The 26,104-nt window shown below is 29.4% G+C and carries 26 protein-coding genes; 20 read left to right on the forward strand and 6 right to left on the reverse strand.

Annotated elements, in window-relative coordinates; all coding sequences use genetic code 11:
- The first annotated feature begins 108 nt into the window (after positions 1-108).
- Positions 109-453, forward strand: coding sequence for a YbaB/EbfC family nucleoid-associated protein (locus bsdtw1_RS22320; protein ID WP_183279660.1), 345 nt, complete (start codon positions 109-111; stop codon positions 451-453).
- 92 nt (positions 454-545) lie between these two features.
- Entirely contained in the window at positions 546-1,142 is a 597-nt protein-coding gene (gene recR, locus bsdtw1_RS22325) for a recombination mediator RecR (protein ID WP_183279661.1), read from the forward strand.
- Positions 1,143-1,293: 151 nt separating this feature from the next.
- Here the strand turns inward: recR and bsdtw1_RS22330 are convergent, their stop codons facing one another.
- A complete protein-coding gene (locus bsdtw1_RS22330) occupies positions 1,294-2,094 on the reverse strand; it encodes a transglycosylase domain-containing protein (RefSeq protein ID WP_183279662.1) in 801 nt (266 codons plus the stop codon).
- A 379-nt stretch (positions 2,095-2,473) separates the two neighbouring features.
- Here bsdtw1_RS22330 and bsdtw1_RS22335 point away from each other — a divergent pair, with 379 nt between their 5' ends.
- Entirely contained in the window at positions 2,474-3,025 is a 552-nt protein-coding gene (locus bsdtw1_RS22335; protein WP_183279663.1) for a DUF1003 domain-containing protein, read from the forward strand.
- Positions 3,026-3,136: 111 nt separating this feature from the next.
- Here the strand turns inward: bsdtw1_RS22335 and bsdtw1_RS22340 are convergent, their stop codons facing one another.
- Positions 3,137-4,408: an amidase domain-containing protein gene (locus bsdtw1_RS22340; protein WP_183279664.1), complete on the reverse strand. Its 1,272-nt coding sequence runs from the start codon at positions 4,406-4,408 to the stop codon at positions 3,137-3,139.
- Positions 4,409-4,940: 532 nt separating this feature from the next.
- Here bsdtw1_RS22340 and bsdtw1_RS22345 point away from each other — a divergent pair.
- The 13 genes from bsdtw1_RS22345 (at position 4,941) to bsdtw1_RS22405 (ending at position 17,562) form a co-directional block, all read left to right on the forward strand.
- Positions 4,941-5,207 carry a DUF2508 family protein gene (locus tag bsdtw1_RS22345; protein WP_183279665.1) on the forward strand — a complete coding sequence of 89 codons (267 nt, stop codon included), beginning with the start codon at positions 4,941-4,943 and terminating at the stop codon, positions 5,205-5,207.
- A gap of 61 nt (positions 5,208-5,268) precedes the next feature.
- On the forward strand, positions 5,269-5,526 hold the full coding sequence (locus bsdtw1_RS22350) for a pro-sigmaK processing inhibitor BofA family protein (protein ID WP_183279666.1): 258 nt from the start codon (positions 5,269-5,271) through the stop codon (positions 5,524-5,526).
- Positions 5,527-5,964: 438 nt separating this feature from the next.
- Positions 5,965-6,960, forward strand: coding sequence for a hypothetical protein (locus tag bsdtw1_RS22355; protein ID WP_183279667.1), 996 nt, complete (start codon positions 5,965-5,967; stop codon positions 6,958-6,960).
- A gap of 281 nt (positions 6,961-7,241) precedes the next feature.
- Positions 7,242-7,460: a hypothetical protein gene (locus bsdtw1_RS22360; protein WP_183279668.1), complete on the forward strand. Its 219-nt coding sequence runs from the start codon at positions 7,242-7,244 to the stop codon at positions 7,458-7,460.
- 52 nt (positions 7,461-7,512) lie between these two features.
- Positions 7,513-9,018: a carboxypeptidase M32 gene (locus bsdtw1_RS22365; protein ID WP_183279669.1), complete on the forward strand. Its 1,506-nt coding sequence runs from the start codon at positions 7,513-7,515 to the stop codon at positions 9,016-9,018.
- A gap of 289 nt (positions 9,019-9,307) precedes the next feature.
- Positions 9,308-10,123 carry a CsxC family protein gene (locus bsdtw1_RS22370; RefSeq protein WP_183279670.1) on the forward strand — a complete coding sequence of 272 codons (816 nt, stop codon included), beginning with the start codon at positions 9,308-9,310 and terminating at the stop codon, positions 10,121-10,123.
- Between the two features lie 85 nt (positions 10,124-10,208).
- The gene (locus tag bsdtw1_RS22375; RefSeq protein WP_183279671.1) at positions 10,209-11,078 is read left to right on the forward strand and encodes a hypothetical protein; all 870 of its coding nucleotides are present in this window, start codon (positions 10,209-10,211) and stop codon (positions 11,076-11,078) included.
- A gap of 62 nt (positions 11,079-11,140) precedes the next feature.
- The gene (locus bsdtw1_RS22380) at positions 11,141-11,326 is read left to right on the forward strand and encodes a hypothetical protein (RefSeq protein WP_183279672.1); all 186 of its coding nucleotides are present in this window, start codon (positions 11,141-11,143) and stop codon (positions 11,324-11,326) included.
- Positions 11,327-11,825: 499 nt separating this feature from the next.
- Complete coding sequence (locus tag bsdtw1_RS22385; protein WP_183279673.1) at positions 11,826-12,902, forward strand: pyridoxal-phosphate-dependent aminotransferase family protein; 1,077 nt, start codon at positions 11,826-11,828, stop codon at positions 12,900-12,902.
- 30 nt (positions 12,903-12,932) lie between these two features.
- Entirely contained in the window at positions 12,933-13,853 is a 921-nt protein-coding gene (locus tag bsdtw1_RS22390) for a D-2-hydroxyacid dehydrogenase (RefSeq protein ID WP_183279674.1), read from the forward strand.
- Between the two features lie 185 nt (positions 13,854-14,038).
- Positions 14,039-15,283 (forward strand): DUF1015 domain-containing protein, encoded by a 1,245-nt coding sequence (locus bsdtw1_RS22395; protein ID WP_183279675.1) that lies wholly within the window; start codon positions 14,039-14,041, stop codon positions 15,281-15,283.
- A 196-nt stretch (positions 15,284-15,479) separates the two neighbouring features.
- The gene (locus tag bsdtw1_RS22400) at positions 15,480-16,058 is read left to right on the forward strand and encodes an RNA polymerase sigma factor (protein ID WP_183279676.1); all 579 of its coding nucleotides are present in this window, start codon (positions 15,480-15,482) and stop codon (positions 16,056-16,058) included.
- Positions 16,033-17,562, forward strand: coding sequence for a hypothetical protein (locus bsdtw1_RS22405; protein ID WP_183279677.1), 1,530 nt, complete (start codon positions 16,033-16,035; stop codon positions 17,560-17,562). The genes bsdtw1_RS22400 and bsdtw1_RS22405 overlap by 26 nt, the downstream gene beginning before the upstream one ends.
- A gap of 196 nt (positions 17,563-17,758) precedes the next feature.
- Here the strand turns inward: bsdtw1_RS22405 and bsdtw1_RS22410 are convergent, their stop codons facing one another.
- Complete coding sequence (locus bsdtw1_RS22410) at positions 17,759-18,451, reverse strand: 5'-methylthioadenosine/adenosylhomocysteine nucleosidase (protein WP_183279678.1); 693 nt, start codon at positions 18,449-18,451, stop codon at positions 17,759-17,761.
- A 69-nt stretch (positions 18,452-18,520) separates the two neighbouring features.
- On the reverse strand, positions 18,521-19,447 hold the full coding sequence (locus bsdtw1_RS22415; RefSeq protein ID WP_183279679.1) for a CPBP family intramembrane glutamic endopeptidase: 927 nt from the start codon (positions 19,445-19,447) through the stop codon (positions 18,521-18,523).
- 238 nt (positions 19,448-19,685) lie between these two features.
- Between bsdtw1_RS22415 and bsdtw1_RS22420 the strand changes: the two genes are divergently transcribed.
- Positions 19,686-20,447, forward strand: coding sequence for a tRNA threonylcarbamoyladenosine dehydratase (locus bsdtw1_RS22420; RefSeq protein WP_183279680.1), 762 nt, complete (start codon positions 19,686-19,688; stop codon positions 20,445-20,447).
- Between the two features lie 145 nt (positions 20,448-20,592).
- Here bsdtw1_RS22420 and bsdtw1_RS22425 read toward each other — a convergent pair whose 3' ends face one another.
- Both bsdtw1_RS22425 and bsdtw1_RS22430 read right to left on the reverse strand, forming a co-directional pair.
- Positions 20,593-21,252, reverse strand: coding sequence for a DUF4230 domain-containing protein (locus tag bsdtw1_RS22425; RefSeq protein WP_183279681.1), 660 nt, complete (start codon positions 21,250-21,252; stop codon positions 20,593-20,595).
- Between the two features lie 278 nt (positions 21,253-21,530).
- Complete coding sequence (locus tag bsdtw1_RS22430; protein WP_183279682.1) at positions 21,531-22,730, reverse strand: class I SAM-dependent methyltransferase; 1,200 nt, start codon at positions 22,728-22,730, stop codon at positions 21,531-21,533.
- A gap of 351 nt (positions 22,731-23,081) precedes the next feature.
- Here bsdtw1_RS22430 and bsdtw1_RS22435 point away from each other — a divergent pair, with 351 nt between their 5' ends.
- From bsdtw1_RS22435 to bsdtw1_RS22445, 3 genes are all read left to right on the forward strand, one after another.
- Positions 23,082-24,017, forward strand: coding sequence for a GNAT family N-acetyltransferase (locus bsdtw1_RS22435; RefSeq protein WP_183279683.1), 936 nt, complete (start codon positions 23,082-23,084; stop codon positions 24,015-24,017).
- Between the two features lie 114 nt (positions 24,018-24,131).
- Entirely contained in the window at positions 24,132-24,740 is a 609-nt protein-coding gene (locus bsdtw1_RS22440; RefSeq protein WP_183279886.1) for a deoxynucleoside kinase, read from the forward strand.
- A gap of 216 nt (positions 24,741-24,956) precedes the next feature.
- Positions 24,957-25,568, forward strand: coding sequence for a superoxide dismutase (locus tag bsdtw1_RS22445; protein WP_183279684.1), 612 nt, complete (start codon positions 24,957-24,959; stop codon positions 25,566-25,568).
- Positions 25,569-26,104 lie beyond the last annotated feature (536 nt).

Here is a 26,104-nt window from a genome sequence, read left to right on the forward strand (position 1 = left end):
CCTATAAACAATTAGAGATTTTACACATAATATTAACTATGAGGATATAGTATTGAATAAAAAAATACTATATAATATATACAGACTAAATGTGAGGAGGAATATCAAATGGCAAAAGGTGGATTTCCAGGAGGCTTCGGCGGAGGAAATATGAATAATCTTATGAAGCAAGCACAAAAGCTTCAAAAAGATATGGAAGATATGCAAAAAGAACTTGAAAACAAAGAATTCGAAGCTTCAGTAGGCGGCGGAGCAGTTGTTGTAAAAGTTAACGGGAAGAAAGAAATAAAGAGCATAAATATAAAACCTGAAGTTATTGATCCAGATGATGCTGAAATGCTTGAAGATTTAGTATTATCAGCAGTAAATGAAGCTTTAAGAAAAGCAGAAGATGAAACTGCTAATAAGATGGGTAAACTAACTGGTGGATTAAATATGCCAGGATTATTTTAGTAGATAAGTTTACGAAAGATATAATAAAGCTTATTTAGGCATACAAGGGATACAGTCCCCTGTATGCCTAAAATATTAGAGGAGGAAAGAAAATGGATTTTTACCCAGTTGCCATAGAGAAACTCATTGAAGAATTTGCAAAGTTACCAAGTATAGGACATAAAACTGCGCAAAGATTAACATTACATATACTTAACTTACCTAAAGATGAGGTAGAAGAATTTGCAAAGGCACTTGTAAAGGCCAGAGGAACTATAAAATACTGCTCTGTCTGTGGAAATTATACAGATAAGGATCCTTGTGCTATATGTTCTAACCCAAATAGAGAAAAGAATATGATTTGCGTTGTAGAACAACCTAAAGATATTATGACCATGGAAAAGGTGAAAGAATTTAATGGAGTATACCATGTACTTCATGGTAATATATCGCCGATGCAAGGAAGAGGTCCTCAGGATATAAGAATAAGAGAACTAGTGTCTAGAATGACAGGAGACATAAAAGAAGTAATTGTTGCGACAAATCCTACTATAGAGGGAGAGGCGACAGCAATGTATATATCTAAAATATTAAAGCCTCTAGATATTAAAGTTACAAGGATAGCAGCAGGTATTCCGGTAGGTGGAGACCTAGAGTATGCTGATGAAGTTACTCTTTCAAAGGCATTGGAAGGAAGAAAAGAAATATAATCTATTCTATATTATTATGACGAAATAGTTTTTTCACCAATAAATATTATAAAGAAAATAAAATTTTATCAAAAATCATGGTTCTCAGAATTGTCTACAGTTTGAACCATGATTTTTTATGTATGGTGTTAATTTTCAATTAAATATGTAATTAGTTACCAGGTTTTAAAACTATTTTATAATTAATGGCAGTTTGATATTGTTCATTGGTAATATAGCCATGCTCTTTCATTTTTTCTAGAACTAAATTTCTTCGTTGTAAGGTGTTGTCTAGGTGTTTTATTGGATCAAAATACTCAGGATCGTTAGGAATTGCAACTAAAAAACATATTTGTGAAAGGTCTAATTTTCTACAATCTTTATTAAAAAATTTTTTTGCAGCAGTATTTATACCATAAGCATTATTGCTAAAGTAAATATCATTAATATAAAACTCCAATATTTGATCTTTTGTAAATTTTTGTTCTAACTTAATGGCTATAAACATTTCTTCGACTTTTCTTTGATAATTTTTATCAAAGTTCAAAAAAACATTTCTTGCTAATTGTTGAGTAATAGTGCTTCCCCCTTGTGTTACTCTCCAATCATTTGTGAATATTGAATATATTGACCTAAAAATAGCTTTTATGCTTACGCCTCCATGATTATAAAAATCTTTATCTTCAATAGCGATAAAAGCATTTTTTACATCTTGTGGAATAAGTGTGGATTCAAGATATAAAGGATCTTTATTATTTAAAGTCTTTACATCTCTGGATTTATTCGTATCAAAGGTATTTATCGTACAGTTATTAACCTTTGTAGTTGCATCGTCATATAAAGATGAAATGGTAGGCCAATATTTAAAATAAATAAATCCACTAATAATAATTAGTATTATAGCAATGGAATATAAGCTTCTTAATAATATTATGCTTTTAAACTTACTGTGTTTAATTTTTTTGTTTTTCATTTAAAAAGTCCTTTCTTTAAACTCATTTCTACTGATATTGATACTGTTAATATAGTGTAAATTTTTTGATTGAATAGTGTACTGACAATAAATTAATTGTTATTATAACATAGTTATTAAGTTATTTTAATGATCAAGACTAATGAAAATAAGACGGCATAAAATCGAAGAGTACTATGGCAATAGAAGCACTTCTATGGAAAAGTAGAACCTATAAAGGTTGTTATGGCATATAAATTGTTCGGAAGTATAGAGAATGTTTTATTTAGTAAGTTTTTTGGAGATGATTAAAGTGAATGATAATAAGTGGGAGTAAAGGGGTAAAAAAGCTGTAAAATATGTAAGATAAAATAGAAAATGTGAGTAGGAGAGATCAGTTATGAATGATAAGGAAAAGTTATATTATAGTAAGGAAGATTTAGTAAGGCAGATATTAGAAAATGATAAGGATTTAAAAGGTAGTAATATTAATGAAGAACTGCTGCATGAACTTATTAGTGGAAAAATATCAAAAAATATAAATGAAACAAATGATGAAAATTCAACATTGGGTCAAAGAGTTGCAGATAAGGTAGCAGCATTTGGTGGCAGCTGGGCATTTATAATAAGTTTTGGTTTGGTGATATTAATTTGGATCATAGGGAATGTAGTTGTTTTGAGCAATAAAGCATTTGATCCATATCCATTTGTGTTTTTAAATCTTGTATTATCATGTCTCGCTGCAATACAGGCTCCCATAATAATGATGTCACAAAATCGTCAATCAGAAAAAGATAGACTAACAGCTGCTAACGATTATCTTATTAATTTAAAATCTGAAATTATAGTAGAAGATTTGCATTATAAGATTGATATGTTAATTAAGCAACAAGCTGAGAATACTAAAAATATAGAGATGTTATTAAAGACAATAGAAGAATTAAAAAAATAATATTAATTACGTTTAAATTTCATGTTTATGTCTTGCATTCTATAAATCATATAATTATTAGCGATTATAAGAGTAGTAATATATAACGGATAAGATATGTAAAAAAATGTCTTATCCGTTTATATGTATAAGAAAAAATCTGATTTTAGCATCCCCCCATCCTAAATCCCAAGGGACATGATACCTATCTGTCGTATGGGAATTTACTAATGGATAACCATGAGAGTCAAAGCCTGTTATAACTGCAAAGTGATCTATATTGTTTGGACCTTTCTCATATGCGATTAAATCTCCAATTTGCAAGTTGCCAATTATACCTTTAGCAGAAGTTTTTGAAGGCTTGGTTAATTCCTTAAAGGTGCCAACATTAATCACAGTCCCCTTACCGCTATTTATTAAGTAGTTTTTTAAACTATTTGCATTAACCCAAGTTTTGCTACTAGGAGTCCAAATGCCTCCCAAAGGCATGCCTCCCCCTTCTTTATCTGCTAATACTTGAGATATATAATTAGTACAGTCTCCACCTCTGCCGTTATAGTCATTATACTTTTCATTGTATTTTAAATCATTATTGGTTTCAAAAGCGGCGCCACAATATTTATCAGCATAATATACAGCTTTTTGTCTATCATAAAAAACTTTGCAATAATTTACTGTCTGATAATTATTATTTGTATTATGAACAGATGATGGCTTTTCTGGCAGTTTAGCAACTACATTAGTGTATCTATGTAAGGCATCCTCAAAGCAGTCAGTGTATCGATCACTATAAATAACCCACTTTTCATTCTTTTTAATCAAGCTTGTAGTATGTCTTATTCCAATCCTAAAAGAATCAATTGGAGAGTTAATATCTTTATCATAAACATAGTCAAATTTATATGATTCATGCAAATACACTTTTAGTATATTATCTTGGGGGTACACCTTCTTTATTGACACAGAAGATCCTATTGTACCAAATGTTATATTTCTTTCACTGGACCAATCGTTGAGATATTTTACACGTTTAATTTCATGTTCTAATGCCAGTTGGCCATATTTTTGCGAGGTATCAAAAAGTGCGTTTAAAGATGCTATATCACCAGATACAAGAGCTGTTGAGCGTTCATTATATATTCTCTCTAATTCGGATTTTAATTCATTCATATCAACATTGTTGATTGAATTTTCTTTATTAGACTCTACTTGGTTTAGATTTTTATCATTAACATGAATATCATTTTTATTCGAACTACTTTCAGTGGAGTCTGTAATCGCTTCTTTTGAAAAACTTTTTTGTTGAGTATCTTTAGCATCTTTAATTCCATTTTCACAGCCTAACATAAGGTTAACAAATATAATTAAAGAAAAAGAAACTATAGAAATACGATTTTTTATCATTACTAGTAAAACACCTTCTTTATCTTAAGCTATTTACTAATTAGATTTTCCTAGTGATACAAGAATAATGCACATTAATTTTACATCTATTATTAATCGATAAATAAAGATATATAAATTATTCTTATATTGGTGTCTAGCTTAAAGTTATTATATTAAATAAGGTGTATTAAAGTGCAAATAACTTACTGTATTTTATTTTAAATCTAATGTTTCTAACATAGGCTATATAAAATCCAAAATAAGAAAAATAAAAGGGTAGGATTAAAAGTCAGTTTATTAGCTTCTTAATATCTGTAGCAAGAAGTAAATCTTAAGGTAAAATTAAGTTGTGTAAATTTATGTAAAGTTGTAAAATATGGAATAATATCACTGTGCTAAAACTATAATAATAACCTCAAATAGATTAAAAAGATACAAATATAAATAAAAATATTCTAATAAAAGTTTCAGTAAAAGAATAAGTGTATGAATATATAATCCATAATATGTAAATAATTTAGATAAAATACAAGCATATTTGGAGGAGTATATGAATAAAAATTTTATATTAGAGTATGTTAAAAGTAAGGTTGACTCTTCAAAGGAAAAAAATGATTTGTTACGTCAGATTGAAGATGCTAGATTAGAGTTGGAATGGGCTTGGGAAGTATTTAATTATGTCAATGACCCTAAGCTTATAGAAGTTGCTATATTCTCTGAACAAGCAGCTAGAACACGATATGAGTTTCTTATAAGTGAGGCTAAAAAATTTGGTATAAAAGCAGATACAACATTAAATTTAAGAGTATGTAAATAAGTATACTTATAAGGATTTATACTAATTTAAGTTTATGTATATAAATTAAGGGGTTGGGAGTATGGATGCATTAATATTTGGTGCCATAGGTTTAATTTTATTGGTTATTTTAGTTAAATTTTTTTCGTGGCCATTAAAAATACTGATGAAGTTATTGATAAACGGGGTATTAGGAGTTATTTTGCTTCTAATAACTAACTACGTAGGACAACAATTTTTTCATTTCACTATAGGTATAAATGTCATAACTGCATTGATTGCAGGTTTTTTTGGAATACCAGGAGTTATATTTTTAATAGTTTTTAAGTTATTTCTTTAAATAAAAAACAGGTGATATTAAATTACACCTGTTTTTTTACCGTATAGTAAATTATAAAATTTTTAATGCAAAAAAACCGCCAATGAAAGCACATTAGCGATTTTTTATTAATAGATGGGAGCGGTAATTTCAATATTATAATTATAGGGATGTATTAAAACTTACTCAGATTCATAAAATGTTATATATAGAATCTGAAGAATCTTCTTTATAGGATTATTATATGTGTTAACAATAAAAGTGTTACAGATTAAAAAAATAAATTTTAAAATTTTTTTAAGTTGCTAGTAAAAGTTTTCACAGTAATGGTTTTAAGACCATAATATTGTGGAATATAAATAAAAGAATAATTTTAAGGAGGGAGTTATAACGGGTAGTATAAAGAAATTATTTAAGGAAGAATGGAAAGGGATAAGTGTAGTAGCAGGTATTATATTCTTGAGCTTATTCTTTTTAACTAATACACATCAGATGATATCTTATGTTAGAAAACCTCCAGAACCTGTGGATTGGCTAACTGGCGAAGAGCTTATAAATAGCTTTTTGTCGCTGGGAATTTTAAAATCAATTATTATATATTTGATTTGTGGTATATTGATATCGATATATTTGAAAGACAAAAAAGAATACTTTTCTTTTAAAGAAGGAGAAGAAATATCTAAAAAGTATTTAAATAAAAGTGCATTTTTTACTATATCTAGCTTTATAGCTATATTCACTTTATTTATAGTAAAACTAATATTGTTTGTTGTTGGAAGTAGATTGTTTTCATTATATGGAAAATTAACATTAGGACAAGTTATCTTATTCTTCTTCATATACTTTTCAATGTTGTTAATGATCAATAGTGTAATATTACTTACAAATATGTTCTTTGAAGAAAAGGTATTGGCTATGTTAAGTCCACTTTTTTTTATTGAAACAGTTATAGCTGTTTTTGGTATAACTAGTATGTTTATAAGTGATAAATTAAGTTGGCTTGCTGATTTTTTAAACTTTATAAATTATAGTACTATAGACAAATTAATTTATAGTTATGTATATGGTTATAGGATTGAAAGTTTAGATATAGGAGCTCAAGTTCTTTATATAGTAGTTACTTTAGCTTTTACAGTTATATTCACTATTTTGTCCTATATAGGATATAAAAGCATAAGCATAAAAGGTAGTAAAGATCTATACTATTATGAAGGTGCTAGAGTATTTTGGTATGTAATCTTTGGAACTATGGTTTGCTATTTTATAGCATTTACCATATCAGCAGTATTGGCTCTTTTTCAAAAGGATACTTCCATTGAGAAAGGCAAGTATATATTTAATATAGCTTTTATGGTAGCTACGCCGATATTTATAATATTAGAATATATAATATATAAACTAATAAGTAAAAAAGCAGCTCTTGTAGTAGAGGAAAATGAAGAGCTTACAGTATAAATTTTTAAATTATATTTTAGGTGGGAAATTGATAAGATTGTTTAACAATTCTATTAATTTCTTATTTTTTTTACAAACAAACGTGAGGATAGTAGAAATATACAATCTTTAAATATTGCCTGAGCAATTGCCGTTATAGGCGTAGTATCAATAGTATTTTGTGCTGTTTTTAATCTTATGTTCACTAAAGAAGAGTGCTTCAACGAGATTTTTATGTGCATATGACTATTAAATATTAAAGTGGTATAATATGCTATATAAAATTAGTATGGAGGTTAATTATGCCTATAGGAACAAAATTTAATTGCAGTTATTGTCCGGATTTCAAGAATGGTAATTGTGATGGTGAAGATAAGAACTGTTTGTGCAGAGAATGCCCAAGAAATTTAGGACAATGTATTTGTGTTAAATATTGCAGAGAAACTGAATCAATATTGACTTTTGATGAGGAAGTAAGTGAAATAAGAGCAGAAGACCCAAGAAAAATGTATGAAGACTAAGGGGTATTACATAAATATATAAATATATATAAATTTGAAGGGGGCGTGTATTGTGAATTTAAATGAGAAGCTTAAAGAGGTAAGGGAATATATTAAGACAAAGGAACTTTTAGATCAAGCAACTGGTTTAGTGTACTGGGATATGAGAGTTGGTATGCCTAAAAAAGCTGTAGAGCAAAGAGCTGAAGTTGTAGGATATCTTTCTAGCGAAGGATATAAGTTTACTACATCAGAGAAAGTTAAAGGGTTTATAGAGTTTTTCAAACCACATCTAGATGAGCTAAATGTTATAGATAGAGCTATGATAGAAGAGCTTAGAAGACAATATGATGAAATAAAAAGGATACCTGAAGATAAATATAAGGAGTATGTAATATTGTGCTCCAAATCAGAAGCTGCGTGGGAAGAAGCCAAAGAAAAAAATGATTTCAGTATATTTAAGCCATACCTAGGAAAAGTCATAGAGTACCAAAAGGAATTCTTAGAGTATGCTGGATATACTGAAACCAAATATGATAGTTTGCTAGATAAGTATGAAAGAGGAATAACAGTAGAGAAACTTGATGAAGTATTTGGAGAACTAAGAGATGCCATAGTGGATTTATTGAATAGAATAAAGAATAGTGGAACAAACATAGATGATTCATTCTTTAAAAATAAATTTACTAAAGATGAACAAGAAGAGTTTGGATTATTTGTCTTAAGGAAAATGGGATATGATTTTGATGCAGGAAGATTAGATGAAAGTGTTCATCCTTTTACTATTAACTTTGGAAATAAAGATGTAAGAATAACTACAAATTATCACGAAAATGAATTTAGAAGTGCTTTGTTTAGTAGTATTCATGAGGGGGGTCATGCACTATATGAGCAAGATATTCCTGATGAATTAATGGGAACAGGCCTAGGAACTGGAGTATCCATGGGTATACATGAATCTCAATCAAGATTTTATGAAAATATTTTAGGAAGAAGCAAAGCATTTTGGAAGTACTTCTTTCCGGAAGCAAAGAAGAGATTTAATCAGTTAAAGGATGTAAGCTTTGAGGAGTTTTATAAGGCTATCAATATAGTTGAACCTTCGCTTATAAGAACAGAGGCAGATGAATTGACTTATAGTCTTCATGTAATTATAAGATATGAAATAGAAAAGCTGATATTCAATGGTGAAGTTAACTTGGAGGATTTACCTAAGATTTGGAATGAAAAGTATAAGGAATATCTAGGGGTTGAACCATCGAATGATGCAGAAGGGATACTTCAAGATATGCACTGGTCTGACGGTTCCTTTGGATATTTTCCTAGTTATGCATTAGGTAATCTTTATGGTGCTCAAATGCTTAAAAAAATGCTTAATGATAGTCCAGCAATTTTCGATGAGGTTGAAAATGGAAATCTTGATACGATACATCAATGGCTTAAAGAAAATGTGCATAAACATGGAGCAGTATATAAACCTGCTGATCTTATTAAATTAATTTCTGGTGAAGAATTAAATGCAAAGTATTTTATAAAATACTTAAATGATAAATATAAAGAAGTCTATAATTTAAAGTAGAGAATTATGTATGTTATAAGGTAACTCATTGAAAGAAGTGAGTTGCCTTTTTTGCTTCTATATATGAAAATGCACAATTGGTGGATTAATATGAGGTTTCCAATTGAAATATGTATATTAATATCATACATATAAATGGATGGTAAGTTCAAATTGAATTAATTTGGCTTTATTTACAATATAATAGAATTAAAGGAAAATAAAAGCAGAAAATTTTTAAAATACAGTCACATATTTTCGACAATATTAGTATTATATATTAAGTTCATACTCAAATGGAGGTATTAATATGGCAGAGAATAATAAATATAATTGTGGATGTGCAAAATCAGAAACTTTGGTTCAAGCACATGGTTCTAATAGTTGTGTAAAAGGAATAAAACCACCATTCTTTAGCAGACTTCCTGTAGTTATAGCTGCAAAAGAAGTAGAAATAGGTATTGAATCTTGTATAAGTCTTCCTTATGCTGAAAGATACTATGAAATTAAGAGAACAAAGAAGAATTTATTTGTAACTCAAGCTAGAGTAGTAAGCTTAAACGACAAATGCGGAAAACTATTCTTACAAGGTTATATTGAAAAGAATATAGAGTATGCTACTGCAGATTGCGTAAGCAAAGATAAGGGAGTAATAAACGGCGATATAAGACATCATACTGTAAAGGTTCCTTTCCATGTTATAACTGACATCGACTTCCTATTAAAACCAGTAAATAAAGATAGAACAAGTTTAACTGAATCTGATCTTTATTGTGATGCATCTGAATACGATAGCTGTAACTGCTCTTGTGACGGAGTAAAAGGAAAAGCTTATTGTGAATCAGATTTTAAAGAAGGCACAACTTACAATAGCAGACCATTTATAAAACTTGATGGATTCAAGATAATAGAATTAGATATGTACAAAGATCCATCTCCATTAGGCTGCGAATATGATGGTTGGGAAGAGCATAAAGATGATAAGAAACCAGTGCCAGAACATGAAGATAAATGTAATTGTACTCCTGAATATGAAGGTACTTTATATTCAAAGATAGTTGAAAAAATGGTACTTTTCTTAGATATAAAAGTTCTTCAAGAACAGTATGTATTAGTAGAATGCTAATAACTTAATGCTTTGAGTGCAAAACTGTATCAGTTTTGCACTCTTAGCTTATAATAATATATAACAATTTTTAGGGTATGTTATTATGAATGAATATATAAACGAGGAGCTATTATTTAAAATATTTTCTTCCTTTTTATTAGCACATTATTATAGTGAAGAGGATGGATTAGATAACTTTGATGAAGTACATAAGGATAAAAGTACAGTGTATTTACATAAGAAGTTTACTGATTCAACAGAAGGCAGACTATTTAATAAGAGATATAGCAGTTTATATAAAGATTACAGTTATAACAATTTTACAAACATTAAAAAACCTCAAATAAGTAGTGAAGTTCTTAAGACAAAAACAGTTGAAAATAATATATATAAATTATATAAATCTAATGATGTTGAAGATGATAAATGGAGTAATGATAACAATGAAAAATTAGTCAAAGTAGCTGATATAGATGTATTAATAGCTATACTAAAGATACCTATCTCAATAAGCAAAATCATTAATCTAAATAATGATAAGATTTATAAGATAGAGAGTATGAACTGCAGTTTAAAGAAAATATCGGGTAATCTTTTATTGCTTAATAACACTGAAGAACAAGTTAAGGTGAAGTTATTTTATGAAGGTGAGGTCAGAATACAAGCAAAACTACTATGTGTTGATCATATAAATAAAGAGGTTCTATATTGTAATACAAAAGACTTAGTTTTTTATTCTGACTTTAATGGAACAATTAATACTTATATAGAACAACGATTTGTACAAGAGATAGAAAGTGTGAATATACCTATAAAGATTGATTTAGTAAGCAATGAATTTAACTTAAAAACTATACTAGAAGAACCTGTATCTATCTTTGGCTTGGAGGAAGAGTATTACAAGTCACTTGCAGTTATAGGTAACATAGATTCGGAAATCACACTTTTAAGTAAAAGATATGCAGATATTTAAGTTGAATATTATAACACTCCTAAACAAATAATAGAAATATTATTGTTTAGGAGTACATAGATATGGAATATAGTGAGTTAAGAGGTATAATAGGTGCAAATTGTAAGGAGTATACAGCCAAAGATGATATATTAATGATGAGCATGAGATTAGCATCCGTAAGTTGCGACAACTGTTCACATTATGTTGGAGGTTCATGCAATAAAGACTCATTTGAGAGACTTAAACAAATAGCACAAAACAATTAATTAATATGCAAAATTATATGTATATGTTTTAATTACTTAAAACTTCTGTTTCTATAACAGAAGTTTTTATTTATTCTTTTTTAGCGAATTTTTTAGGCTATGTTTAGTATTATTGTTAAAATTACAGTATCGGAGGAGTGATACCTTAATTTCAATGCAATGTTAAAACACAGCCTATATTTAATATATGGTTAATTGATAAGGTGGTTACTGATGAATCACTTCATAATTAAATTTATATTTTCAAATTCTCCTCTCAGAACCTAGAGGAGTTTTGAAAATAGATTTCGGAGTGAAGTGTTTCGTTTTTAAAAGTGAATTTTTAACAAATGATAAAAATATTTGTATTTGTAGACATTTTCATTAACATTAAGCAAATTTTTTAATAGATTATTATATAAACAGTTGTTTTTTTAAAAGATTATTGTATAAATATTTTGAAAATGATAGAATTTATAATAACACATGGGAGTATATAATTTATTTTGGGGGTGTCTTTATGCACAAAAAATTATTTATTCCCGGACCAGTAGAGGTAAGACAGGAAGTTTTAGAACAAATGGCAAAACCTTTAATAGGTCATAGAGGAAAGGAAGCTTCAGAGCTTCAAAGAAGGATAAGTAACAATCTTAAAAAACTTTTTTATACAGAAAGTGAGATATTACTTTCTACTAGTTCAGGTAGCGGACTTATGGAGGGCGCCATAAGATCATGCACATTAAAGAAAGCAGCTGTCTTCTCCTGTGGGGCTTTTGGAGATAGATGGTATGAAATGGCTTTACACAATAATGTGCCTGCAGATAAATTTCAGGTTGAGTGGGGCAAAGCTATAAAGGCAGAAGTTGTAGAAGAAGTACTTTCTACAGGTGAGTATGACTTAATAGCTATTACTCATAATGAAACATCAACTGGACTAATGAACAATTTAGAAGAAATTTCAAAGGTAGTGAAGAAGTACCCAGAAGTGGTTTTCTGTGTAGATACAGTAAGCTCAGCTGGTGGTACAAAAATAGAAGTTGATAAATTAGGTATAGATATTTGCATAACTTCAAGTCAAAAGGCATTGGGCTTGCCTCCGGGACTCGCAGTGTGCACATTCTCAAACAAGGCTAAAGAAAGAGCTGAAAAGGTTCCTTTTAGAGGCACTTATCTAGATTTATTAGCAATTTATAAATATATACAGAAAAAGGATTATCAATATCCATCAACACCATCATTATCTCATATGTTTGCTTTAGATTATGAACTAAATTATATAGTAAATGAAGAAGGTATTGAAAATAGATTTAGTAGACATTTAGAAATGGCAAATATAGTTAGAGAGTGGGCGAAAAAATATTTTAACATTTTCCCTGAAGAAGGTTATTGGTCAGATACCGTGACTAATATAACTAACACAAGAGGTATTGATATTGGAGCACTTAACAAAGAGCTAGGCAATAGAGGTTTTCAATTATCTAATGGATATGGAAAGCTTAAAGATAAGACTTTTAGAATAGCTCATATGGCGGATTGCAGTGTAGATGATATCAAAGAACTTTTATTTAATATTAATCAAATCTTAGGACTTGAATAATTATTGTTTTTATATGAGGGGGAAAGTGAAATGTATAGAGTATTGGTGACAGATGGACTAGAAAAAGAAGCTATTTTAAAACTTAGAGATTTAGGTTTTGAAGTAGTAGAAGAGCACTATGTACCAGAAGAACTTGGTGTAATACTAAGAGAGTTTGATGTAGTGGTTGTTAGGTCAGCTACTAAGATAAATAAGAGAATAATAGATAAGGCCAGTAAGACTGGAAGGTTGAAGGCCATTATTAGAGGTGGAGTAGGAGTAGATAATATAGATGTTTCCTACGCTTTAGAAAATGGAATTCAGGTAATGAATACACCCAATGCAAGTTCAGCTTCAGTAGCAGAGCTTACTATAGCTCATATGTTTGCACTTGCAAGGTTTATAAATATATCAAATGTAACAATGAGAAACTTAGAGTGGAATAAAAAGAAATATGAAGGCATAGAACTAAGTGGAAAAACCTTAGGAATAGTAGGTATGGGTAGAATCGGAAGAGAAGTTGCTAAGAGAGCCTGCTGCTTAGGTATGAATGTTCTATATTTTGATGGACTAGGTGAATTAAATGATCTTGAAAAATATGAATATGGATATAGAGATTTTGATGAACTTTTAAAAGAGTCAGATTTTATAACTCTTCATGTTCCGTTTGATAGCTCAAAGGGTCCTTTAATAGCTAAAAAAGAATTTGAATTAATGAAAGATGGAACTTATATAATTAATTGTGCAAGAGGTAAGGTTGTTGATGAGGCTGCTTTACTTGATGCACTAAATAGTGGGAAGATAGCGGGTGCAGGTATAGATGTATTTGAAGAAGAACCTACAAGAAATAAGGAGTTAGTAAACCATCCTAGAGTTAGTGCTACTCCGCATATAGGTGCAGCTACTAGAGAAGCTCAGACAAGAATAGGTAACGAAATTGTTGAAATTATAGGAGATTTCTTTCATAAATAAGATTTATTAAGATGAATACCCAATTTCAAAGCTTAGATTATGCCAATGTTCATTCGGTTATATTTTAAATTGGCTTTATGAAATTGGGTGTTTTTCTAGCTTAAGGGGTATAAAGTTTTAATTATAATAAATAAAAACTTTACAGCTAATATACTAGGAATCTGTTTACAATGAGGAGGATAAAAATGGCTATAGTAAGACCTTTTAAAGCAGTTAGACCAATGCCGGAACTAGCTGCAAAAGTTGCTGCACTTCCATATGATGTTATGAACTCTGATGAAGCTAGAGAAATAGTACAGAAAAATAAATATTCCTTTCTTCATGTGGATAAAGCTGAGATAAACTTAGATTCATCTGTGGATATATATGATGAGGCTGTGTATAAAAAAGCTAAAGAAGTCTTGGATAGGATGGAAGAAAGCAAAGTTTTTATTCAAGATAATGACGATTGTCTCTATATATATAAACAAACAATGAATGGGAGAAGTCAAATTGGTTTAGTTTCTTGTGTTTCTATAGATGATTACATTAATAATGTTATAAAGAAACATGAGTTTACAAGGCCTGATAAAGAGCAAGATAGAATAAAACATGTTGATTACTGCGATGCAAATACAGGTCCTATATTTTTAACTTATAGGGATAATGAAAACATCTCAAGTATAATAAACAATTGGATTAAGAAAAATCCAGAGTGTGATTTTATATCTGAAGATGGGGTAGGACATGTTGTATGGAAAGTAGACGATAAAAGTACTATAGACTCTCTAAGTGAATACTTTAATAGAGTTGATTATCTTTATATAGCAGATGGACATCACAGAGCAGCTTCTGCTGTAAAAGTGGGATTAATGAGAAGAGATGGCTGTAAGGATTTTAGCGGGAAAGAAGAGTTTAACTTTTTTCTCGCAGTATTATTTCCAGAGTCTGATTTAAAAATTATGGACTATAATAGAGTAGTAAAAGATTTAAACGGATTAACAAATGCTGAATTTCTAGATAAGATAAGTGAAAGCTTTTATATAACACCTCAAGAAAAAGGTGAAAAGTATAAACCAGAACAAAAGCATACCTTTGGAATGTTTCTTGATGGACAGTGGTTCAAGTTAGAGGCTAAGGAAGATAGTTTTGATAACTTAGATCCTGTAAAAAGCTTAGATGTATCTATACTCCAAGACAATTTATTATCACCTATATTGGGGATAATAGATCCTAGGAGTGACAAGAGGATAGATTTTGTTGGTGGCATAAGAGGTCTGGATGAATTAGAAAAAAGAGCTTCATCTGATATGAAAGTAGCATTTTCAATGTATCCAACTTCAATTGATGAAGTAATGAGTATAGCAGATAAAGGAGAAGTTATGCCTCCAAAATCTACATGGTTTGAACCAAAGCTAAGAAGCGGATTATTTATTCATAAATTGAAGTAGGTTTTATTTGTAAAATGTAAGTTAAGCCATGAAGTAATTCATCTATTGATATTAAGAGTAAATAGGAAAGACTTGTAGAGTATTAATTCTCACAAGTCTTTTTTTGCGGACAAATGGTTATCGCCTTCAAATATCTTTTGTGTTAGTATAATATTGGAATATTTGTAACTTACATCTTTTTGGGTGGTGAAAAGGTTTGGAAGATAAAGATATAGTAGAACGTGTTTTACAAGGCGAAGCATTATATTTTGAATATATTATTGATAAATATGAAATTCCTATTTTAAAGTACATATATAGTTTTATAGGGGATAGAACTATGGCTGAGGATTTATGCCAAGAGACCTTTATATCAGTGTATAATAAGTTATACACCTATAATAATGCTAATAAGTTCTCTACTTGGATATATTCTATAGCACATAATAAGTCTATTGACTATTTGAGAAAGATAACTAAAAATCGTGAAATCGCAATTGATAACATTAAAGATTCACTTTCTAGAGAGAAATCGCCTCAGGAGGTAGTAGAATATAAGGAAACATTAGATTCAATAGAAGATTTTATAAAAAAACTAGACATTATAGATAAGCAGATATTATATTTACGTTATGCCCACCCTGATGTAAGTTTTAGGGATATATCAAGTATGATGGGGATGAATGAATCTACAGTGAAGAAACGGTACTATAGATTGTATGATAAATATGAAGTTTATCTAGATAGGAATCTTAAAGGAGGTGGTAGTCTTGGATTGTCAAAAATTCAGAAATAGCGTTATAGATATGTTAGAAAATCAAGTGAGTGATGTTGATAAGTCGAGTTTAGAAGATCATATAAGAAATTGTAAAGATTGTAAGGATTATTATGATAAGATGGCTCATATAAAAATTGGATTATTTAGAGAGATTGAGAATGATCAAATCCAATATTTCAGTAGAAAAGAATCTATAATGAACTCTATAGATTTGGATAAGTACAATAGAAAATCCACAAAGACTATTAACTTTATAAGAATTAATAAGGATAAATTTTTGATTTCAGTTTTATCTATTGCTGCAATAATGACTTTAATTGTATTAATTCCCTCCTTCTCAACATATAAATTTCATAACAATGCTACTAAAGCTAATAAGAGTTTGGCTATAGATAAAAAAGATGAAGCTATTTCAAACAGCTATAATATAAAGTCCAAGTCAGATGCTTTAACAGGTTTAATAATTGAGGATGAAGACAAGACTGTTAATTATATCGTAAAGCCAATAGATGCTAAAACTGAGATGAGTAGACATCAAGATCAGAATACTACTCTTATTGAATTAGATAAAGATAAACTAGTTCTGTATAACGGTGATGTAGTATATTCTTCACTAGAGAATAATGTACAATTTTATATGAAGGCAAATGAGTTTGATTTACATAATAAAAATAAATATTTACTAAGTTCAACTAAAAACTTTATGTTACTGCCTGATTCGAAGCATTCTAATTTATATATAGTGAATATTATAAAAAATAGAATACTAAAAATCAATATTGATATAAGTGGCGCTTCTATCAATGCAGTTTGGTCAAGCAATGATGTGTATTTATGCCTACAGATTAACAAAGATATCTATTTATTTAATAGTGACAATGAGAAAATTAGTTATGTTGGAAATGAAAATAACTATTCAATAAATTATGTTACCGATGAGGGGATAATAATAACATCAAACAATAGATTGTTACCTGCTGACAGAACTGTTGAAAATATAAAACCGTATAGGCTGTTTGCATATAATAATTATATATATGCACTATGCTATGATAATGAAAAGAATACAGAACTTTATAAGTATGATTATAGTAACGATAAGCTGGTAAATATAATGAACTTAGGTAAAAGAGAATATATTTATGATAAATCAGATAGTCCATTTTTAATAACTAAAAAGGATAAAAGCAATAGTGGAGTAATAGTTAATATAAATACTTTACAAAGCTACAGTTATAATGGTGATGTAAATATTCTAGATGATTTTAAAAATTCCATATCGCCAAGTGGAAATAGATATATTAGCAAGGTTAGTACTGATAATGGTAAGCAGGTGTTCAGTATACACACGGCAGGATCAAAAGTTATGAAAGATGTTTACGTCAATAATTACATAGGTGCATTTATTGATGACGATACTTTAGTATACTGCATTAAAGGTGATGAGGATAATAAGGTTAAACTTAAGATTATTAAGGAAAACTTAAATAGTGACGAAAAGAAGGTTATATTAACTAAATAGAGTATAGGATTTTTGTATCTAAGCTTAAGTTATAATTGTTTAATAATACTGCACCTATAATTTTTAACATGTAAAATTAATGGTTACACTAGAAACTCTAGAAATGATTAATAATATATGAAGATATCAGTGCTAATGAAAATCCCCTCTTGTTAAAAACAGGAGGGGATTTTGAGTTATGTAATATATTTTAATACTAGATTCTTTCTATCATAGCTTTTAATATAGATGTTGAGTTTTTTACTCCAATAGGAATAAACTTTTCATAATCCATATGAGCTCCATTGTTGGCATTATCTGATATAGATCTTATAACCACAAATGGAACATGATTTAAATAAGCTACATGTGCTATACTTCCGCCTTCCATTTCACATGCAGATGCATCAAACTCTTTTGCAAGCCATTGGATTTTTTCTAAACTTGCTATGAATTGATCTCCAGATACTATTCTTCCGGTAAATGTATTTATCTCCGGAAGTGATTTGCAAGCCTCTTGAGCTATAGCTACAAGTTTTTCATCGCATTTAAAATCAAAGGTATCCATTCTTGGTATTTGCCCAGGTTTATCGCCAAAAATAGTAGTATCCATATCATGTTGAACTAGAGAGTTACCTATAACTACATCTCCAGGGTAGATATCTTTACCTATACCACCTGCAACACCAACGTTTATAACCATATTGACTTTATATTCACTAATTAGTATTTGCGTACATACAGCAGCATTAACTTTACCTATGCCACAAACCACAGCAACTACATTCTTGCCCCATAATTGTCCACGGTGAAAAGTCATATTTGCCTTCTTTTCAGTGTTTTCTAAATTCATATCCTTTAGAAGAATCTCAAGTTCTTCAGTCATTGCACCAATAATTCCTATAGTCATTGCGAAAGCCTCCATATAAATTGATAATTTTAATTATACTTAATCTGATGAAATTTCTCAATTAAAGTCTTATATATTAATATTGAATTCATCATCATAAGTATTATCTTTTCTTAATGTGTCAAAATAAATTTGTCTATTCTTTAAATCTAATCTTTTTAATCCAATTTTAAATAGGACTGCACCAAGCACTACAACTACTATTGATAGAGATACTAATAAATATATATTAGACAAACTGTCTATATCAGGCATGAAAGCAAGTATATTATTTATAGAGTGACACATCATGGATAAGAATATAGACTTTGTTTTTAGATAAATATAACCTAGTATGAGACCAAGAAGGAAGGCGTTAATACCTTGAGGTAAGTTCATATGCATAGAAGCAAATATTAGCGAAGATACAATTAAAGCTACCTTTGAAGAGTATTTTTTTGAGAGGCCATTTAATATTATGCCTCTATTTACGAATTCTTCTTGAATTGGAGCTATTACAATAGCAGTGATAAGTCCTATAAGAGGATTTTGAAATATATTATTAAAGGCATCCTCTATAGATTTAGGAAGAGGTATTAAGCTTACTACATGATTTAATGAGCCGGAAAATAATAATCTAAATCCTAGTATTAAGCAGATGATTCCTATTATGTCGGATTTATTGAATTTTCTTTCTGGAAAAGCTAAATTAGTTTTTATCGCAAAGAATCTGCACATCACAAAGATTGTTGCCACTAAAGTAAATATAGAGGATATTAAAAAAAAGTATTCTGATTTAGAAGCAGAGGTTATGCTATTGATACCTCCATATGAGGATAAGCTTGCTCCTACGATGGCACAGGCAATCAATAATATAAATTGTACTACTACAGGTATAATTAGAGAGAATAACAAAGCAATCCATATTGCTTTTAAAATTCCTATTTTTTTTGAATCCAATAATTCTTCTTCTAAATCAATTAGTGGATTAAATATAATTAATTTTCTAAGTTTCATATGGCACCTCAATTATCACAAAGTATAATCATTATACTAGCATAAAATACAATTTATGTAAAATAGGTACAGGATTAATGGAAAATATATTTGGTGATAATCATTATTTACCTATTGAAGCGATAAGATTTATGGTATATTATTATATGAGTTGTTTTAAGAATAAAAAAGATGAACAGAGTGTTTAATACAATGTTTACTAATGAATATAGATTTGTTGAAAAGGAGAGTAATATTAATGCTACAGCATTCATTATCAAGAACAGAACTCCTTATAGGAAAAGAGGCATTACAAAAATTAAGAGATAGTAAGGTAGTTGTATTTGGTATAGGTGGAGTAGGTAGCTTTACTGCAGAGGCATTAGCAAGAGCGGGAGTAGGAACCTTAGTGCTTATTGATGATGATACAGTATGTTTGACTAATCTTAATAGACAAGTACACGCTACATATAAAACAATAAGTAAGAACAAAGTTGATGTGATGAAGGAAAGAATTGGAGAAATAAACAGACAGTGTGAAATTATAACACATCAAGTATTTGTGACAGAAGAAAATATATCAGAGATAATAACACAAGATGTTGATTACGTAGTTGATGCAATTGATACTGTATCAGCAAAGATAGCTTTAGCAATATACTGTGAAAATAACAATATAAAAATTATGAGTTGTATGGGGACAGGTAATAAGCTTGATCCAACTCAATTCAAAGTTACTGACATATACAAAACTAAAGTTTGTCCTTTGGCTAAGGTAATGAGATATGAACTTAGAAAAAGAGGAGTAAAGAAACTAAAAGTTGTCTACTCAGAAGAAGTTCCAAGAAAACCAAGAATGGATGAAGTAGTGACTTGTAAAGAAGGCTGTGTATGTACAGGTGGAAGTAAAAAATGTGCAGTAAAGAGGCAGATACCTGGAAGTGTATCTTTTGTTCCGCCAGTTGCAGGAATGATTATAGCTTCTCAAGTTGTTAATGATCTAATAGAAGAGTATATATAAGCATAAAAATAAGCTGACAGGATAGTCTATCCCGTCAGCTTATTTCTTGATGTATAGTAAAGTATAAAGTTTTTATACCTGTCAATCCTATATATTTAAATGGCTTTAGAAGTTTTTTGCGATTATTTCCTGGAAATACTTTAGTTTATTCAAAAATGATATTAATTTTCACGTTATCATCGACAATTGGTTTAATTAAGCCTTGTACTGTATCTTGGCCATTTTTTATAGCTTCATCATAGAGCGTTGTTTCTTTTAATTTAGTATCCATTCGTGATATCACTTCTTTATCAATTACAGCACTTTCATCCTTAGTCAATTTTATATCACCAAAACGAAGTAATCCTTTTTCTGTTGATTCAAAGGTCGTCTTATCATAATCTATAGTTGGAGTATTAGCTGCTGGCTTAGGTAAGTGAATAGTAATTTCTTTGTTTAGCTTGTCTATTTTAACCTTAGAGCTATCAAGTGAAGATAAATCAATAGAGTAAGAACCCTTACCATAATAATCTACTCTCTGAAGCTTTTTAAAAATATCCCAGTCACCCCAACTATTATCGATCACCATCTTTTCATTAAGATCCACTTCAACTACTACTAACTTTGAAACTTTCTGTATTTTATCTATTATACTTTCCTCAGTAATAAATGATAATTTAGTATTTGAGCTTGACGGTAAAATTTTTGTTATTTTTGGGGTCTCTTTATCTTTTATAATCTTGTAACTTATGTAGCATCCAAAAGAGGTGAATACTAGGAAGGCTAGTACAATATTAAATGTTTTTTTTCTAAGTTTTTTGAACATCGTGCACCTCCTAAAATGTTATAGTGAGATCACTATAATGTGTTTTCCTTGATATACTTATAATATACATGATGATTTAAATGTTAGCATTTTGGTTGTCTCTCTAAATGATTATTATAATTTTCCTAATAATATTACCTTTTGTCAAGCATCAAAAATATAAAGCTTATCAGCCTATAAGTTTCCTCATATAAATTCGGAAAGGTACATGCAAAGAAATCGCTGAAGAAGTTGGTTTCAGCGATTTCTTTATTATATTTAGTTTACAATTGAGTAATTTAAGCTTCCCAGCCTTCATTTAAAAATTGATAAAGAGCAGGGTAAGCATTGAATGCTGCCATTAAAGATATATATTCATCCATGAGCTCAGGTTTTTCTTTTCCTGTTCTAATTGCTCTTATCATTAAATTTTTAGGTGTCTCTAATGGAGAGATATATTCAACAATGGAAACATTATATCCTTTGCTTTCTAACATCATGCTTCTCATACCATCTGTTAAGGCGTCAGCCATTCTAGCTTTTAATATTCCATGTTTAAATATGCTCTTGAAAGGTTCATAATCGTACTGGTTTAGGAGCTCTCTATGACAGCAAGGAACTGCTATAATTGAATCACTATTTACCTTGATTCCTAGTGCAATAGCCATATCAGTGGCAGTGTCACATGCGTGAAGAGATATAACCATGTGAATCTTTCTGCTTGGATTGAATTTCTTTATGTCTATAGCATGAAATTCCATGTTTCTGTAACCTAAGTTTTGTGCCATTTTTTTTGAACTATTAATAACTCCTTCAGAGATATCTAATCCTATGAAGTGGCACTTTCTCTTTTTTACTTCTGTTAGATAATAATTAAGAACAAAAGTAAGATATGATTTTCCACATCCACAATCTAATATAGTTAAGACTTCATTTTTAGGAAGTGAATCTAAGGTTGCTTCTAAAATTTCAACATAATGATCTATTTGATTATATTTTCTTATCTTATCATTTTTTATTTTACCCGATTGAGACATTATACCTATCTCTTTGAGCAAGGAATCTGCTTTTCCAACTTTAATTAAATAATTTCTATTTAATAAGGTAGATGTTTCGTTAATATTATGATCTGAAGACTCTTGTTTTTTTATAGCAAGAGGGGAACTTTCTTTTACTTCAGTATTATTCATTTTTACGTTTTTGTTGTCTCCAGTTATAACTATGTCAGTACCACGTTCTCTATAAAGGATTGTAACTGTCTCATAATTCTCACATTCAGAGCTTATTCTTTCAAAAAGATCTAAAACGCCAAAAAGTTCGGTTTTACCATTGAAATTATACTTTATTTTTCCATCTTCAAAGCCGCCATTGCCTTTGAATTCCTTTAATCCTGCAGTATAAGTTACATATATATTTTTAAATGTGCTTGAATCTTCTAAGAATCTATTGCTTATTCCCATCAAAAATAATTTTATTTTAGTAATACTTTGTTTATTCATTACATCACCATAAGCCTTCCTTAAAACTACCGAAATACATAAAATAGTATAAACACAATGTAAAGGAAATATCAATAGTAGTATTGCCGTTTTTTATGGTTTGGTAACTTTTTCACAGTTAATTTACTTAAAGTTTCCTATAAACAACCAGCATATTTATGTTATAATTAATAAGATTGTTTAGGTGTAGCTTTACTTTTTAAAACTCTCCTAAGATAAAGAAAAGGAAGTTTGAAAATATGTATTAATATTGTAATGATACATATATCTTGAACTCATGGGTATAGTTTAAGGTGCTATATCTATAAAACTTAATACTTGATAAAATTAATTAATCAGGGGATGGACTTTATGGCTGAGAGGAAAAATATATGTATAGAACTAATAAGAGGCACTGATAAAGACTATATAATAAAGGATTATAACGGTATAACTGTTGGTAGGTTTAATACTATTGAGTGGGATACTGAAAATAAAAGGGCAACTATAAGATTTAAGTTTTACAGAAATGATAATTATCAGATGATGAAACGAGCATTGGAACAATCCTTAGAAGGTATCTTTAAAGGTAAGAAAATATATAAAATTAATGTTTTAGTAAGTGAAAGCTCTAATATATCTCCGTTTTTTAATTTAGGATTTATTCTTGAAGGAGTATTGTCTAATAATTTATTGCAAAATGATTATTATAAAGATGAATTGCTATTTGGTATAACACTAAATGATTTCAGAAACTATCAAAATATAACTTTGTTAAAACTTAAAAGCAAAAGAATAGAACTAAGAAATCTTACACCAGAGCATACGTCGCAGCTTTTAGAATATTATATAAGAAATGAAAAACATCTTGAGACTTTTGAGCCTTCTAGAGATAGAAGTTTTTATACTTATGAGACACAATTATCTATATTGCTTGAGAGTTATAAACAATTCATGAGTGGTACTAGCATTGATTTTGGTATATTTTTAAATGATAATCTTATAGGGAAGATAAAACTTTCTAATATCGTATTAGGAGTATTTAAAAGTGGTATATTAGGATACTCTATGGATGAGAAACATTGTGGGATGGGCTATATGCAAGAAGCTGTAAAGTTAGTTATAGACTATTGCTTTAATGACATGGGACTTCATAGATTAGAAGCGTCTACTTTAGTTGATAACATGAAATCTCAAAGTGTTTTACTCAAATGTGGTTTTAATAAGCTTGGTTTGAATGAAAAATATCTTTTTATAAATGGTGAATGGAGAGATCACATAACCTTTTATAAAGTGAATAATATATAGGTTTCCATTTTAGTTCATTGGATTTGCCTTAAGGAGGAGTTTGGCTTGCCTTACCAGAGTGATAATTTATATGAAGAGATTCTTAAAAGAATAGATAGAAAAGGAGTTTGGGACATGATAGTTGTTGATGGAGTAGTAGGAGTTGGAAAGAGTACATTGATGGGGTTGATAGCAAAAAGAGGTTATGTATCTTTTGAAGAACCGGTTGTGGACAACCCTATTTTAGAAAAGTTTTATTACGATAGAGAGAGGTACTCTTTTCCTTTGCAAGTTTTCTTTTTAAATAAAAGATTTAAACATATAAAAGAAGCTTCATCGATAGCCAATTCTGTTATGGATAGAAGTATTTATGGCGATGTTATATTTGCAAAGATGCTTTGTGATAAAGGGGAAATGTCTGTAGAGGAATTTGATTTATATAAGGAACTGCTAGAGAACATGCTTGAACATGTTCAACCTCCTAAGTTAATGGTGTACTTAGAAGTTTCAGTAGATGAAGCTATGTCAAGAATAAAGAAAAGAGGAAGAGACTACGAGCAAGTAGTTGAAAGAGCATACTGGGAGAAACTTAATGAAGAATATAGGAAGTATTTCTATAGTTATGATGTGTCACCTATACTTAAGATAAATGTTGACGGATTAGATTTCGAAAACAATGAAAAAGATAGAGAGTATGTTTTAGGACTTATAGAGCAACAGTTAAGAGAGATAGAAGAAAAGTAGAATTAAAATACATATAGTTAAATATATGCTACATATTAAAGAAGAGATTTAGCTTTTATTAATGCTAGATCTCTTTTTTTTATAAAATTTCTTTTAGTTAATATAAGCTAATGAAGAGTAAAAATAGATAAAATATTTTATTATTTAATATTGATTATTGTTATCAATAGTGATAACATAAAATTATAGAAATAAAGATTTTGGAGGTATAAGAAAATGAAACATGAATTACCAAGTTTAGAGTATGAATATAACGCATTAGAGCCATATATAGATGAAATGACAATGACAATACATCATTCAAAGCATCATGCAACATATGTAAATAATTTGAACGCTGTTCTTGAAGCATATCCAGAACTTCAAGACAAAACAGTTGAGGAGTTAGTTAGGAATTTAGAAGATTTACCTACTGATATAAGGACAGCGGTTAGGAATAATGGGGGTGGACACTATAACCACTCGCTATTTTGGAAGTTGCTTTCTCCTAAAGGAGGAGAGATAAAAGGAGCTTTAGCTGAAGCTATAACTGCGAAGTTTGGAAACTTTGATTCCTTCAAGGAATTATTTGCAAAAGCAGCGGCCACAAGATTTGGTAGTGGTTGGGCTTGGCTGGTGGTTAATAACAACAAGGAGTTAGAGGTATTATCCACTGCAAACCAAGATACTCCAGTAAGTGATGGTTTTAAACCGGTATTGGCTTTAGACGTTTGGGAGCATGCATATTATCTAAAATACCAAAATAGAAGACCAGATTATGTTGGGTCATGGTGGAGTGTAGTTAATTGGGATTATGCTAATAAATTATATGAAGAGGCATTGAAATAAAGGAGATTATAAGTTTTTTCATGTAAGATGCTACCTAACTGTTATTGTTAGGTAGTTTTTTTGTGGTGAATATAAATGACTTACGATTTTGTATTATAGCTAGAATATAGCCTCATCTCGTCTTTCAGTTAATTATAAAAAATAAAACTTCCTTTATGTACAAAAGACGTGTTTACAATATGAAATAGGTAGCTCGTATTTTGGTTAACATTTTTAGAAAAGTGTATATTTTTGCTAGTTTGCACATATAATAAACAATAATCGTTGCCAGGCGTGTCCTGTGCAGATATAAGTTGAATTTTGTAGTATTTTGTAGGAGACTATAGTTATAGTTGCAAATTGGATGTTTTTTTATAAACTTACCACTTTGTATATGTTAATATAGTCCTTGTCGCTAACGCAACTGCGACAAAGAGATCTAAAAAATCTCAACAAATATCTTGACAAGTAATCAATAAGATGATAAACTTGTAGAAGTCGTCACGGTGGTTGAAAGAAACTTTTAAAAAAGTATTGACAACAACTTGAGATGATGA

The sequence above is a fragment of the Clostridium fungisolvens genome, assembly GCF_014193895.1.
Taxonomy (GTDB): Bacteria; Bacillota; Clostridia; order Clostridiales; family Clostridiaceae; genus Clostridium_AR; species Clostridium_AR fungisolvens.